The sequence below is a fragment of the Geopseudomonas sagittaria genome, from assembly GCF_900115715.1.
In the GTDB taxonomy this organism is placed as follows: Bacteria; Pseudomonadota; Gammaproteobacteria; order Pseudomonadales; family Pseudomonadaceae; genus Geopseudomonas; species Geopseudomonas sagittaria.
On the sequence record NZ_FOXM01000004.1, the window covers coordinates 347,446 to 362,200 of the forward strand.

The window sequence follows — 14,755 nt, forward strand, 5'->3', positions numbered from 1 at the left end:
CAACCCGGGACCATGAGATACTCATCAAACCTTGAACACCTTCATCACCTCATCCCCCAAGTGGTTGATTACCTTCACGGCAATTCGACCGGACTTCGGCTTGGGGAAAGATCGGGAGGTGTCGCTGTTGAGCGAGGCCCAGGCTTCGGCGTCGATCTCGGCTTTCAGCGTGGTCTTCAGCGAGTTGTAGGGGTCATTCGCGCCGAGGAAGTAGGCATGACGCACGAAGAAGCTTTCTTCGTTGTAATCGGTGTCGATGAACCAGCAGGCGATGCCGTCGGCACCGTCGCTAATGACTTCGCCAGTCTGCGGCTTAAACACATCCACGCCGAGCACCTTCACGCGTATTTGGCCGTCGCCCTGGGGGATAAGCTCGATGTCCGGCTCGCCGAATATCACGAAAAGGTTACCCTTGCCGGTGTTCTTGAGGTCTTCGGCCATGTGCAGGTCAGCGTTCATGCGTGCCTTGAGCACGGGCAGCTTGCCGAGCTTGGCGAATTCGGTGGTGTGCGCCTCGAAGTTGAAGGCGCAGGCAATCAGCACATCGAAGCCTGCGTCTGCAGCCTCACGCGCAGCAGCCACCAGATCTGCACGCTGCACGGTGCCGAATTCGGGGCCGATGAAGATGGCGGCGCGTTTCTCTGACTCGCCTTCGAGGTAGCGCCCCTCTGCACAGACCAGATCGCCCGGCCAGGGCGTGAGCATGGTGAAGCTGATGCGGTCCTCCTTGTGCGCCTGCTGCACGCCAGCCGTTTTCAGATTCGTCAGAATCAGCTGCGGGAAGGATTGCTTCGCTGCATAGTCGGCACCCGGTTCGGACACTGGCAGCGGGTCTATCAGCTCGTCATTCTCATCCACGCCCAGCGTGCGATGCGGGCTGAGACTTTCCACCGTGAAGGGGCCGGCTACGCGCACGGCCTTCTTGTTCTCGTAAGGCTTGTCGTAGAGGAACTCGAACTCGGCCTTGGCCGCGATGGACGCATCGATATCCTGCTGCCGCGCGATACGTGCTTGCCACCACTCGGTGTGGAGCTTCTTTGTCGCCTCCGGCCATTCCTTGCCCGCTTCGCGCGGAATCTCCCACTCCTGCCAGCATTTCTTCAAGGCCACATTCAGTTGCTCGCGCAGCGGCTCCAGCTTTGCCTGCCACAGCTCCCAGATCACATCAATTTCGGAGTTGTTGGCGATGGATTTCAGCGTGATGTGCGGTACACGCTCATAGACGAAGCCGTACCGGATGTTGCCATGGGTCGGCTGAGAACTAGGTGCTGTGCGCGTGACCTCGGCTTCCTTCACCTGCCCTTCACGTGAATCGGCAAGCAGGTAGTAAGGATAGCGTGTGCCCATGATGCGGGCGCGGGCCAAGGCCAGTGCGACGCGCGAGGTGTCAATGGTGATCCAGCGGCGCCCCCATTGTTCGGCGACGGTGGCTGTTGATCCAGACCCGCAGGTGGGGTCGAGAATCAAATCGCCAGGATCGGTAGTCATGAGAACACAGCGTTCAATAGCTGACAGTGCAGTTTGCACGACATACGTCTTTGCGCCACCGAACTGATTTTGACCAAGCGTATCGGTCCATATGTCAGTCAACTCAAAAACTGGGTAATCATCGAGGAAGCGGATATATCCGAGATTGTTGCCCGAACTAGCCTCTACACGATATGACTTTAAAAGCCTGTCAAATCCTTGTTCGTTTGTTTTCCAGCGGACACTCAGCGACGGTTTGATTACTCGGCCCTCATAGTTCACTCCAAACCAAGACGCCGCACCTTCACCTTTGTCGCGGCCAACACTTTGGCTGGTAAGGTTGTCGCGAAAGTAAATTCGAGCATCGCTTGGTAGAGTTTCTGGAGCGTCAATCTCGGCTTTTGTAAGCCGCCTGCGACTAAGGTCATGCATTTGCACGCTTTTGTAGCCTGTGCCGCCACGTTGTCCAGGGGCTTTCTTCAAGAGAACCTTACGGTACTTAATCATTTCCTTACGCTTGGCGTACCAGAGCAAGTAGTCAAATGTAGGCCCGAGGAAATCACCAGTTGAGCTAGATGTCTTTGCAAAGACGATGCAGCTCACGAAATTTTCTGTGCCGAACACCTCATCCATCAAGGTCCGCACCCGATGCACATTCTCATCGCCGATCTGCACAAAGATCGACCCCGAGTCCGTCAGCAGATCGCGAGCCACAGTCAGCCGGTCGCGCAGATAGGTCAGATAAGAATGAATCCCGTCGCGCCAAGTGTCGCGGAAGGCCTTGACTTGTTCCGGCTCGCGGGTGATGTGGTCGGCCTTGCCGTCCTTGACGTCGCGACTAGTCGTAGACCACTGGAAGTTGCTGTTGAATTTGATGCCGTAGGGCGGATCGAAGTAGATGCACTGAACCTTGCCGCGCAGGCCCTCGCGCTCGGCGAGGCTAGCCATGACCTGCAGGCTGTCACCGAGGATCATGCGGTTGGTCCAGTTCTGGTCGTGCTGGTAGAACTCGGTCTTGTCCGCTCCCTTGGGGATGCCGTTGAAGTCGGCAAACAGGTCGGGCGTCATCTGCCCGGCATTGTGCTCGCGCTCCCGTGTCTCGCGCAGCAGTTCGTCGATTAGAGCCTTGGGATGAACCTTTTCTTGGATGTAGAGCGGCGGGGCGTTGACGACGAGATCACTCCAGTCCTGCTCGTCTTTGCCGCGCCAAACGAGCTGCGGATCTAGATCCGTGTTACGCGGGTAGCGGATCTGCTTTGGCTTTGCCGGTTCCTGCACAAAGGATTGCTGCTCGGCCGATGGGATATTCTTGCGCTTTGCGTCGTCGTGCTTGAGGGTTTCTACGGTCTTGAGGTCGGGTTGCTTGGCCATGGTCATGCTTTCTCGCTGTCGGCCTGCGCGGTGGCGGACTCGATCATCTCGTTGAATTCTTTTTCGATTTTTTCAGCAAAGTCGTGCTGCATCTGGAATACGTCAGTAAATTCAGCAAAGGCCCAGCGGCCGTAGCTGCCGAGGTGATTAACACCGGGTACCCAGTAGGTATCCATGGTGGACTTCTTTTCCACCGCGTCTTCGCCGCGATAGCCCTTGATCTCGACAATGAGATTGAGCAGGTCGTCCGGGCCGTGGCCGTCGTCGACACGTACGATAAAGTCCGGCAGATATTTGCGCATTTCCGAGCCGAAGCGGTAAGGCACTTCGAAGCCGAGACCGTGGTTCTTCACGTAGGCTCGCACCAGCGGGTGACGCTCGGCGACGCGGCAGAACTCGGCCTCCCAGTCGCTATCGAGGACAACCCAGTTGATGTGGCTGTGCTGCGAGCTGGTTTCCCAGCGGCTGACCTTGGAGGTGTTGAAGCGCACATTTCGGGTTGATCCATTGGGGTTGTAAGGATCAAGCAGCGCCTTGATTGGGCGCTCACCAAGAAAGTGCCGGGTAATGGCCGCGGTGATCTTGTTGCAGGCCATGTCAGCCAGTTCCTGATACATCAGAAGGGCCGGGTAAGTGTCACCCTTGCAGATGAGGCAAGTGTCCAGCCACTCCTTGGTTATGCGTTTGAGCTGGCCGAAGAGGTGCAGTTTGGGTTCTTCGCCGGGGTCTCGCCACTTGGTGTAGAGCAGGTGTTGCGTGAGGTTGAAAACCAGGCTGGAGGGGCGCATGTCTCCAAGATGCTGGAGCGTCATGTCTGCCGACTCGCCGATGATGCCGGCATTCTGCGTTTGCGACGGGCCCACCAAGTCGGGCGTGAGCACGAGCTTGGACTCGTCGTTGAAGGTGGCGGCCAGACGTTCTTCGGGCAACTCGACCCGATAGCCTTCGACACGTGGAAAGACGATCTCCAGCGTATCGCGCTCTGGGCGCATCGCTTTCACCTGTACGGTTTCGCGCGGTGTGGAGGGCGGTGCGATGACGGGTTTGGCTGTGAAATCGAACGGGATGCCGAACACGTCAGCGTACTCGACGTTGAACAGGCCCTCCTCGTTCAAGTCATAAGATTGGCGGCGTAGTGCGCGGCCGATGACCTGCTCGCACAGGAGCTGGGTGCCGAAGGCGCGGATGCCGAGCACGTGGGTGACAGTATTGGCATCCCAACCTTCGGTGAGCATCGATACCGACACCACGCAGCGGATCGAGCCACCGAGCTGTCCTGCCTTGCCGACAGTGTTCATGACCTCGCGTAGGAGCTCCTGATCCGTGACATTATCAGCTGCGCGTACATCCCCACTGCGTTCGACGATCTCACGGCGGAAACGCTCGATTTCGTCCGCCGCCATGCTGCGGAAGTTGTCGTCCAACGCATCACCGGCTTCGAGCTGTTCGCTGTCGATGAGCAGGGTGTTCGGGCGTGGCAGCGGATTGCCGGTGGTTTCGTCGAAGTTGCGGAACAGGGCGAGACGGCCGTTTTCGAGGGTGGTCGTGCCGTCATCATTCTTGCGTTGGAAACCGGAGATGTAGTCGTAAACCAGCTTGGAGATGGCGGTGTTCTGGCAAACCACGATGAAGCAGGGGGGAACGCTGATCCCAGCCTCCTGCCATTTTGCGAAGGTTTTCTCGTAGTGCCCATAGAGGGCTTGCAGGGCTGTCTGCAGCCTTGTCGGAAGCTTGAGCGGATCGAGATCCTGGTTAGAGCCGCGCCCTTTTTTGGGCATGTCCTTGCGAATGTTTTCCCACAGGTTGCGGAACATCGGCATCTCGTTGCCAGTAATGTTTTCTGCAACAGGGACGCGCGGCAGCTTGACGATGCCGCACTCGATGGCGTCCATCAGAGAGAAGTCGCTCATCGTCCAAGGGAACAGGGTGCCTTCGACATAGCCAGAACCAGCCAGGAAAAACGGCGTGGCCGAGAGGTCGATGACGCGATTGACTCCCAGCTTGCGATTGACCGCTTCCAGCCCGGAAATCCAGAGGCGGGCTGCTTCGTTCTCATTCTTGGCGTGAGCCTTCGCCTCTTTCAGGGCTTCCCCCGTAAGCATATTGCCCTTGTCATCGATGAAGTCATCATCCGATGCAGGCTTTTCGCGGTAGCAGTGGTGCGCTTCGTCGTTGATGACCATGATGTTTTTCATGCCCATCAGATCCGACATCACGCGCTGAATCATCTGTCCTTCGGTTTCAAGCGTTTGAGGATCATTGCCGGTTCGCCCCTTGAGCAGTTGCTTGCCACCCTTGGAGATCTCGATGCGTTCACGGAGCTTGAAGCCGTGGTAGTTGGTGATGACGATCTTGGCTCGCGAGATGTCATCCAGCATGTCGCTCGGCACCAGCTCACGGTCCTTGTAATAGCTGTTCGGATCGTTGGGCTGCAGCACGCGCAGACGATCCTTGATGGTGAGGCCCGGCGCACAGAGTAGGAAACCGCGCGTGAAGCTCTTGCTGGCAGGGCTACGCACCGCGTTGACGGTCTGCCAGGCAATGATCATCGCCATGACTGTCGTCTTGCCGGCACCCGTAGCAAGCTTGAGCGCCAAACGCATCAGTTCGGGATTGGCGTCCTTGTTGGCAGCCGCGAGGTGCTCCAGCAGTTCTTTGCCAGGTTTGGATAAGGGAGCGACCTCGGTAAGCCAAATCGCCGTTTCAACCGCTTCGACCTGGCAAAAGAACGGGCGCACGCCATGAAAGTCGTGATGCCGCCAATGCTGGAGCAAGCGCGCCGTTTCGGGGGTGACCTGCCATTGGCTGGCTGGCAACGCACGCCATGTGTCTACATGACCACGAACCTTGTTAATGATCGAGGTGGGGTCGTATTGCTGCTTGCCGGTGGAAAGCCCCTTTCCTTCGTCAAAGAGAAAGCCTTCCTGCTTAGGGGCCGATTTCTGCTTCTTGGGCTTGGGAATGGGGGTAATGAACTGGGCCTTGCGCCGTTCTTCAACGACCTTCTGAGTCGGTTGGCCGGTTTCGTCTAGCTCCCAGTGGCGGGCGGGCCGCTGGTATGGGGAATTCAGGATCGGGTGATCGAAAAACGGGTTCGACATAAATAGAAACCTGCGCTCCTTGGTCTTGTCGTTCGGTTGAGCGACGTGCTTGTTACACGATGCATTCCAACCGTCTTCGGCACGTGCTTGGGATTCAACCTTCCGCTTCCCATAGAGCCGAAAAGACGAAGGATAGCGGTTTGTGATGCCGAATCGACAGCAGATTGACGATGGGACGGCTCAGGAAGCCGCGACCTATGGCGGAAAAGCATTCGATTTTTTGACCCACCTGCGCGTGGGCTGCGACTGCAGCAGGGAGACTTCTGGGGAGAGGAAACGGGCAACACGCTGACTGGGGCTAGTCATTGCTGGGTGGTGGCTCCTAATGATGGCACCACGGATTTCCTAGGTGTGCAGTCCCAGGAAGTCATGGTGCATTCTTGAGCTCTCATCAGGAGGATGCGCTATGGCAACAGGTCTTCATGGTTCAGCCCGCACAACGCCGCGAGTTCGAGCCGAGCTCCAAGCGTCGCAAGAGTCGACGCGCGCCCTTGCCGCCCTCTACGGACTGAACGTCAAGACCGTAGCCAAGTGGCGTTCGCGCTCGACGACAACTGACAAACCTATGGGCCCTACCAAGCCATGTAGCGTCCGGCTCTCGGATGCTGAAGGGCGATGGTGGTCGAGCTCAGGCGCCGCACTCTGCTTCCCTTGGACGACCTGCAGGGGCATCTGCGTGAAACCCTCCCCCAACTGACTCGCAGTGCATTGCATCGCTGTCTGGTACGCCATGGCATCAGCAGATTGCCCAGCAGCGAGCCTGGCGGAGCCAAGCATGGAAAGTTTGCTCCAACCGAAATCGGCCACCTGCACATCGACAGCTGTGAGCTCCGTCTGGAGCAGGGAAAACAGCACATGTTCCTAGCGATCGATCGCGTCACCAAGTTCACCCACGTGGCGTTCTTCGGTGCTGCGACAAAGCAGAACGGCGCGGCGTTGCTCGAAGAGGTGGTGACGGCATACCCGTACACCATCCACACCGTCCTCACGAACAACGGCGTGGCGTTCACCGAGCAGCCACGGTATCGAAACGGCCTGACCAATCGGTTTGGTGGGCACATTTTCGACCGTGTCTGCCAAGAGCATGGCATCAAGCACAAGCTCACCAAGCCGTATCACCCGTGGACCAACGGACAGGCCGAGCGCATGAACCGCACCGTGAAGGAGGCCACCATCAAGTCGTTCCACTACCCGGACTTCGATGCCCTGAAAGCCCATGTGCGGGCCTTCGTCACGGCATACAACTTTGCCAAGCACCTGAAGGCTCTACGGTGACGTACTCCGCTCAAAACGATCTGTGATGCCTGGACTCGAACGCCGGACCGTTTCAAGCTTGACCCCCACCACCTCACCCCGGGACTGCATACCTAGATCAAGCAAAATTACACCGTAAAGATCGATTGCGCCGCCCAGCTTTTATCGATGCATACAAAAAATCAGAAAAACTCATCCTTCTAGTAAAATTTTCTATATCGCAATAGGCGCCTTAATAGCTGGATGAGGATCATAATTGCAAATCTCGAAATCATCAAACTTATAATCAAAAATCGACCCAGGCTTATTCTTTATGATGAGCTTTGGCAGATCGCGCGGCTCACGAGACAATTGCAGCTTAGCCTGATCTATGTGATTCAGATAAAGATGTACATCTCCACCAGTCCATACGAAATCACCCACTTCCAAGTCACACTGTTGTGCAATCATATGAGTCAGCAGAGCATAGCTAGCAATATTGAATGGAGTGCCCAACAAATAATCCTGGCTGCGCGCCATAAGCATGCAAGATAATTTATTGTTAGCTACATAAAACTGGAATAGAGTGTGGCACGCAGCAAGAGCCATACGACCTTGCTTGACGTTTTCCTGCGGACTCATTGACTCATCCGGAAGATACTCAACATTCCAAGCACTAACAATATGCCGCCTAGAATTCGGGTTTTTCTTGATCGAATCTATCACCCAACTAATCTGGTCGATCGCCCCACCATCTTTCGTCGGCCAACTTCTCCACTGCTTGCCATAAAGTGGCCCCAAATCTCCGCTCTCAGTCGCCCACTCGTCCCATATGGTTACTCCATTCTCATTGAGATATCGAACATTCGTATCCCCGTTAAGAAACCACAGCAACTCATGAATTATTGATTTAACATGCAACTTTTTAGTTGTCAGCAGAGGAAACCCTTTGCTCAAGTCAAAACGCATTTGTCTCCCGAAAACGCTGAGAGTCCCCGTACCGGTTCGATCACCTTTTGGCTCACCACCATGCAAAATTTCTTGCATCAAATCTAAATACTGTCTCATTTCAACACCTTTATGCTTTGCACAAGTTTCTTACGCAGATCACTGACCTCATCCTTGAGCATCCTTTGGTTACTGGCCAGCAATTCAACACTACGCCTTGCCTCGTCCCGCTCTCGCTTGAGTTGGATCGCTCGAGTGAACCATGCAGCGACTTGATGACGACTCATCCCCAACTGTTGCTCTAATTTTTTCACTTTGAGCTCCAAGATAGATATCTCAGAGATTGTCTCACCCTTATCCAACACAGCTGATTTACGTGCAGCGATAATTTCCGCCAGAACCGAGTATGGCCAACCGAAATTGGCTGCATCCTGCCTACCTCTAAGTTCAGCAGGGCAATCCATAATAGCTCGATTTCTAAGTGTATTTCGGTGAACTCCCGACAACCTCGCCAAATTAGACTTTGTTGCCGGCTGCTTATGCTCTTTAGCTATAATGCTTAGCGCAAAATTGATCCTTTCAGTGTATTCAATATAATCTTTTTCATTCTTTTCGTCAAACGTGAGATTCTCCCCCATTTACATTCCACCACAGTCACTCAACATTCAAACCTTCATCTTCCCCTAGCAGATAAAGAACCTTACGCGCCTCATCTGCGGCAGCTTCGAACTGAGTTCGGCCGTATGAAAACCTTGCATCTTCGGCCATCCTCTTATTTTCTTCGTACATTTTCCTCCAGGCCGCCCCATGGGCATCCTTTGATATAATTGCATTGGCACACTGACTAGGATTACAACGCAAACTACCGATGCACGGAGGGCGAACCTTAACTTCAGAGTCACCCACTCGCCCAGTGCAATAGCCAAGACCAACATTTACAAAACTTGAACTGGCGACCGCAGCCAACTCATTAATAATCTGCTCTTTAGTCATTCCCGCGTCAGTCATGCCTTTGAAAAATGATTTCCTGCGCTCATCAAACTCTGCAGCTGCACCGCCGCACACTACACTGTCCGGATCGAATATTTTTTTTGCAAGCTCGCGCCTAGCCTCATGCATCCGCAAACCAGCAGACTCACTCTGAAGAACCTTTCCTGCATTCCCATAACCCAAAGTTACATCGCTAGGCAAAGTAGAAACACGCGAATGAAGGTGTTTCAAATGAAAGCTTACATAAGGGAGCCCCAACTTAGCCTTGATCATTTGCCGAGCAAGCGAGTGCTTAAACTGATGACTACTGAAGTGCAAACCCTTGAACCTACCATACTTATCTACTGACTCAATATACTTTCTCATTGCGCTAGAAAAACCGCCGGAAGAATACCCGACACCTTCATTCTTCACAGACCTCCCCCTGATCGACGTTCCACCAGCGGTTGAAAGTGAAGAAAACAATTTCCCATTATTTTTCAAGCGCGCGAGAAGTTCCAAGACCCGAACCGAATCGCGCATAACAGGAATTGCAACCCAACTATCGCTCTCATTACTTGAGTCCGGACGCCCCTTGAAATTACGACTAACGACACACGGCATGCCATCAATCTCTTTAAGACACCCGACCTCCACCTCGGCCAGCTCTGAAAATCTTGCCCCCATATACATAGCCAAGACACTTTGCGCAGCCATGTTGACCTCGGCAAGATACGCGGCAAGCGTGCCAACCCTGACCTCAAGACGATCTAACTGATACTGGACTTGAGCTGGGGTTTCATTTGAAATAGGACATTTTTTATTTGCCCTACGCAGCTGTTCGTAAAGCCAAAATACCTGTGGGAAACATTTAATCCCTTGAACACCTTCAGGAGCAGTGTACTTACATGAACATGCATCCTCGATTTTAGCCCCCATACGCAAAAGAAAATCTTTAACCCGAGCAGATGACTCATCACTGAGGAATGAAAAAAACTCATCAGACATCCACTCTGGGCCCTTCAAGCTCTTATTTAAAGCCTCCTCTGGACTCAGCGAATTAGCGGAATTAATGATCAGCCTTCGGATCTGCTGAGGCCCAAAGCAAAAAGTTTTCTCCAATACCTTAGCAGAACCAGGGTTAAATATTATCTTGAGCCCCTGCTTTACGCGAGTATCAGATGAATAACTATAACAACGCGCAGCCTTGTCAATATCAAGCCAAGTAAATTGATCTAGGCTTTCAGCCAATTCAGCCGAAGGAAACGTCCTAACAACATTTGCCAGAAAATCCATGGATCGGCTGACCAAAGAGCAGAAGGAATTCGGCTTTGACTCTCTGGCGGAAAAGTACTTAGGCGCCAAACGATATAAGCAAAAAACATGCTGTAACTCTTTGCGAAGAGCAACCGAGAATGGCCACCTACACCAATTAACAACTAGAGCAGCATTATCTATCGAGCGCGGCCGGTGCTTTAAGTCTTTCGTAAAGTCCCAAACAGGGGAGTATACGCTTGAGACCTTAGAAACCTTAACATCATCAATGTTCGCAGCCGGGGTAGATAGCAGTTCAACAAATCTTATTTTGTCAGACTCTGAAAAACTCATGAGCACATACCCCTGATGGCCACTGGATCGACCAGAACATCAATAAACTCTGATCTCCGCTCAGCCTCCGCAAGCACGTGATCCGGCCAGTCACTGGTTTTAGCATCAAGCAAACCATTCAACACATGAATATTTTGCATGATAGCTGACCTGTGCGTAGTGGCAGATAGACCTTGATCCATTGCGACCATGTACTGACGGCGCAAGGCAAACAATTGCGGCAAGTTTTCCTGAACAATAAGAACATTGGGACATTTCAAGCACATATTAAAATATGTGCAAGGACTTCCCAAGTTTATCCCTCCAGCTTTACGAATGCTTTCAGGCGGACTAAAAACGTTTTTACAGAAGGCCAGCCCAGTGGAAAAAATAACGTCATTTTCTGTGTATGACTCAACGGCCAAGGGCTTTGGTGCGCACTCGTATTCGCGCCGGTTATCCCTAATAATTTCTAATGTATTCTTTACTTCCTTGCGCGCCAACGGATTAAAATCATGACTATCAATATATCGCAGCGTGGTCAAGATACTGCGATGTCCCAGAATTGATTTCACGATATAGATATCCACACCACGTTTCAGCATTCTTGAAACAAGGGATGGACGAAAGCGAGACATGGTGACACTTAAATACTCACCTTGAGCATCAAATAACTGATGTCGCCTGACAAAATCTTTTGTCCACGACGTATGCAAACCAGTCCACTTCAGAAAATCTCGAGCCTGCCCAGCGCATGAACTAGCTCTAGATTGATATACAAACAATCTATCGCGGCTCTCAGGTGGGAGTTCATGGCGAAAGCTGGCAGTCAACGCCACTACGTCAGCCCATATGCGCTTAATGTTTTTTGCCTGCTGATCATCAAGAGTCAACACCCCGCTTTCAAACAACTCTAGATGCAGCTCGCCTTCGCCACTACCGCGTTCCTTCCAATATCTCAAATATGGACGATTTGTAAGCGGATGGCCGTCCTGATAATCATCAATCTTCAGAGCCAACGCTACAGAAGGATTAAGCCCAGTCTCAGCCAAAAGCTTATATATATATGGCATTATTAATTCATGCCCAATCCATGCAGTCACCCCCAAGCGACGATAAAGATTATGTATCCCACCGTGCCTCGTTGTCGCAACAATCAAAAAATATTTATGCTTTTTTTGGGCGTCAGGGTGCAGATGTGTAATAGCCTGGCAGTTAAGCTCATTCTCAAAATACCAACACATATTATCTTCATCATCCCACCACCCATTCTCACGTTTCATCCCAAGAGTCTGATGAGCACTGAGGTCAGGGGCATGCCCTCTACCAGTTCTGACATACGGACTTAATATTTTTCGCGCAAAGCGAATATCATCGTTCAGCGCTTTAACGATTGCGGCCATATCTTTTTCTGAATATGGCCTCCGAGCATCCGTTTCTCGGCTACCTGCTGGCAGTACGTAATCAATGAAGCTTTTCAATTTTATCCATTGATTTTCTATTGCCGTTTGGAAGGTCTGGCGCACAGCAGATAAAACACCCGCAGAGTGATATGATGACATCCCCAAATCATCAAAATAATGCTTAAAGCGAAGCAATGTATATTCATCAAATTCGCAATCAACGTAGTAAGGATCTAGAGCCTTACCCTCAGAAAAATACGCCTTGATAAATTCTAAAAAATACTTCTTTGCATTAGTGAAGTTATTGGCGGCACTATTACTCTTGGCAAGTGAGGCGCGCATATCAAAAATCCACGCAACTTGAACCAAAGGGGAATCCAGCGTTGGCTCAGGCATCTCATTTTTATGAATAATCCTCATGACTTTCTCTTGCGCCCCCTTCTCTCACAGTGAAACTTGTTTGCCAAGAATGTCCGGTCGTATATATCTTGCGCCTCTTGAAATCGTTCTCTAACCTCTTTATTCCCGTCCAACCTTATGAATAATGAAGGAGGAATTCTTGAATATGCCTCTGTGCTTTTAACGCTAGCGTGACCAAATTGGACTTGAATCAGCACGAGCTTTTCGAGATAGTCATGCCCATCAGCCCCTTGCAAAATAGTTAGCGCAGTGCCATGACGCAATTTGTGAGGGCTGACAGTACCAGGCAAGAATCCAGCGCGCTTTGCCGCGGCCTCAACAGTTTTTTGTATTGACTTGGCAGAGATGCGCGATCTATTTGTATTCAGAAATGCCGGCTTTGGTCCGCTAAAGTGCGCAAATCGATAGGCGGCACTGCTGTGATATCTCTTTATTCGATCATAAATCGCCCTCGTCACCAGAACATATCTTTCTTTTATATTCCTCCCGCCGCGCCCTTTGCTTCCTCTGATCAAAAGTGGCAAATATGCCAACTCTGTCGGCCATTGATCCAATGCATCTATATCTTCCTTAAGAACTCGTCCGATCTCTGAAACACGTAGTCCAGCATCATAGATGAAGTGCAGAGCACAGCGCTGGGATTCATGATATACAGCGCCGAGCAATATAATCATCTGCTCTTTTGTTACGAATCTCGGAACATTCCTTGAGCTTGCTTTTTTAATGATCAAGCCATTTTCATAGCCGCTTGAGCTTCGTACCGCCTCTGCCTCACTAGTCGTCAGCCATTCGAAAAAACCTTTATACGTCAAATCACGATTCTTAAGCGTTGTCTCCTCCTTACCAGCTTGCCGCAATCTAGACAAATATTGACTTATAACTCCGCGAGGTATAATTGACAAAACATGATCCATCGGCAGCTTGCCATATAAAGAATCACTGGCCAGCCACTCGCACAGATATCGCAAATTATTCCCGTACAAAACTATTGTCTTTGGCGAGTAGCCTTGCCCGCTTAAAGCCAGCGTATTTAAATAATGGCTTACCAACTCGACAACCATCTCCTGATCGTCCAAAAGCAAACATCTAATGCCATACTTTTTGCATGGAGGAACAATTACCAGTTTCATCTGCACCTGACGATACGTAGCCAATTATTGTTTGCACACATATATGCGCGCAAGAACACTACGCCTCGATTCACCCAGGAGGCACCCAATAAAATTAATTTTGCAACTTACCACCAGAAAGATTAATAACCAACCAACGGATTACAAGTTATTATGATCATCTCTGGCGATCTCGAATCCTAGATTTTTTTACACACCCCGCAGCATAGCTGTCAAGCTATTGCGAAATGCGAACGCATGAACTTTGCAGGTAGCTACAAAACATTAATCATGCATTTTGCACGTAGCTGCAAAGTCACTCATATAGCTTGTACATGGCTATAAAAAATCACGCTTAGATTTTGCTCGCAGCTATAAACCATGTCCTATCGTTCTTCTCTGATACAGCCTCTAATAATAAAAGTTTGGTCATGAAGCCTCCCGATTGATTTCGTTACACCTTCACCGACGCAAAGTGAACCGCCACCGCTTTCCTACACAGAGCCTCCACCCAGCGAGGATGGAGTCATGCAGGCAGCTACCAAGTATTTCCCGGCAGCCAGAGAACGGTTCTTATGGTGCTTGAGTGTCAGAGCGATCACGAATCGGAGTGGGCAGCAAACCTCTCAATCACTGCCAAGATCGGCTGCACGACCGAAACACTGCGCCGCTGGATGCGGCAGTCTGAGCGAGATAGTGGCCAGCACAGCGCTCAGGCCAGCAGCGAACGCGACCGGGGGGGATCCAGGCTCTAGAACGTGAGGTGCGTGAACAGCACCAAGCCAACAAGATCTTGCGCAAGGCGTCCGCATATCAAACTCAGGCGGACCTCGTCCATCCTCTGACGATCCTGACGCGCTACTACCTGAAAATGGAGGAGACGCTCACTCCCGATGAGTTGTTCTCCAGCATCCGCGCAGAGCTCAACCTAAGAGAGCCCCAACCCGAGCAATGAGCCCTTGGCGTCGAAACCGCTGGTTTTGAACCTGATGTTCATGCGTCTATCGATAGACTGCCGAAGAACGTTTCCAGGCCATCGCTGCCCATCCAAGCTGGCTCAGGGACTTTGGCTCCGGGTTCACGAGCTGTGCACAAGTCCATATGCACAATACGAAAAGTTCCCCCCAAACACCCGGAGGACAACACA

General features: G+C 51.8%; 7 protein-coding genes and 2 pseudogenes. 2 read left to right on the plus strand and 7 right to left on the minus strand.

The window, feature by feature from the left end; genetic code table 11:
- Window positions 1–24 precede the first annotated feature (24 nt).
- On the minus strand, window positions 25–2,844 hold the full coding sequence (locus tag BM297_RS07575; RefSeq protein ID WP_245768226.1) for a site-specific DNA-methyltransferase: 2,820 nt from the start codon (window positions 2,842–2,844) through the stop codon (window positions 25–27).
- The gene (locus tag BM297_RS07580; protein ID WP_092429847.1) at window positions 2,841–5,939 is read right to left on the minus strand and encodes a BPTD_3080 family restriction endonuclease; all 3,099 of its coding nucleotides are present in this window, start codon (window positions 5,937–5,939) and stop codon (window positions 2,841–2,843) included. The genes BM297_RS07575 and BM297_RS07580 overlap by 4 nt, the downstream gene beginning before the upstream one ends.
- Before the next feature lie 406 nt (window positions 5,940–6,345).
- Between BM297_RS07580 and BM297_RS07585 the strand changes: the two are divergent.
- Window positions 6,346–7,310: pseudogene (locus BM297_RS07585) on the plus strand (IS481 family transposase).
- 96 nt (window positions 7,311–7,406) lie between these two features.
- Here the strand turns inward: BM297_RS07585 and thyA are convergent.
- The 5 genes from thyA to BM297_RS07600 all read right to left on the minus strand — a co-directional run bounded on the left by thyA (window position 7,407) and on the right by BM297_RS07600 (window position 13,629).
- Complete coding sequence (gene thyA, locus BM297_RS07590; protein WP_092429849.1) at window positions 7,407–8,240, minus strand: thymidylate synthase; 834 nt, start codon at window positions 8,238–8,240, stop codon at window positions 7,407–7,409.
- Window positions 8,237–8,758, minus strand: coding sequence for a hypothetical protein (locus tag BM297_RS21520; protein ID WP_139231034.1), 522 nt, complete (start codon window positions 8,756–8,758; stop codon window positions 8,237–8,239). Before BM297_RS21520 ends, thyA begins: the two co-directional genes overlap by 4 nt.
- Before the next feature lie 16 nt (window positions 8,759–8,774).
- Complete coding sequence (locus BM297_RS21525; RefSeq protein WP_139231035.1) at window positions 8,775–10,385, minus strand: site-specific integrase; 1,611 nt, start codon at window positions 10,383–10,385, stop codon at window positions 8,775–8,777.
- 308 nt (window positions 10,386–10,693) lie between these two features.
- On the minus strand, window positions 10,694–12,499 hold the full coding sequence (locus BM297_RS07595; RefSeq protein WP_092429851.1) for a site-specific integrase: 1,806 nt from the start codon (window positions 12,497–12,499) through the stop codon (window positions 10,694–10,696).
- A complete protein-coding gene (locus tag BM297_RS07600) occupies window positions 12,496–13,629 on the minus strand; it encodes a tyrosine-type recombinase/integrase (RefSeq protein WP_092429853.1) in 1,134 nt (377 codons plus the stop codon). The genes BM297_RS07595 and BM297_RS07600 overlap by 4 nt, the downstream gene beginning before the upstream one ends.
- A gap of 554 nt (window positions 13,630–14,183) precedes the next feature.
- Between BM297_RS07600 and BM297_RS22110 the strand changes: the two are divergent.
- A pseudogene (locus BM297_RS22110) lies at window positions 14,184–14,422 on the plus strand (IS3 family transposase); the annotation flags it as partial.
- Window positions 14,423–14,755 lie beyond the last annotated feature (333 nt).

What these genes read in the sequence shown, in the direction of transcription:
- BM297_RS07575 (WP_245768226.1), bottom strand. Translation starts at nt 2,844, where the DNA reads ATGACCATGGCCAAGCAACCCGACCTCAAGACCGTAGAAACCCTCAAG.
- BM297_RS07580 (WP_092429847.1), bottom strand. Translation starts at nt 5,939, where the DNA reads ATGTCGAACCCGTTTTTCGATCACCCGATCCTGAATTCCCCATACCAG.
- thyA (WP_092429849.1), bottom strand. Translation starts at nt 8,240, where the DNA reads ATGAGACAGTATTTAGATTTGATGCAAGAAATTTTGCATGGTGGTGAG.
- BM297_RS21520 (WP_139231034.1), bottom strand. Translation starts at nt 8,758, where the DNA reads ATGGGGGAGAATCTCACGTTTGACGAAAAGAATGAAAAAGATTATATT.
- BM297_RS21525 (WP_139231035.1), bottom strand. Translation starts at nt 10,385, where the DNA reads ATGGATTTTCTGGCAAATGTTGTTAGGACGTTTCCTTCGGCTGAATTG.
- BM297_RS07595 (WP_092429851.1), bottom strand. Translation starts at nt 12,499, where the DNA reads ATGAGGATTATTCATAAAAATGAGATGCCTGAGCCAACGCTGGATTCC.
- BM297_RS07600 (WP_092429853.1), bottom strand. Translation starts at nt 13,629, where the DNA reads ATGAAACTGGTAATTGTTCCTCCATGCAAAAAGTATGGCATTAGATGT.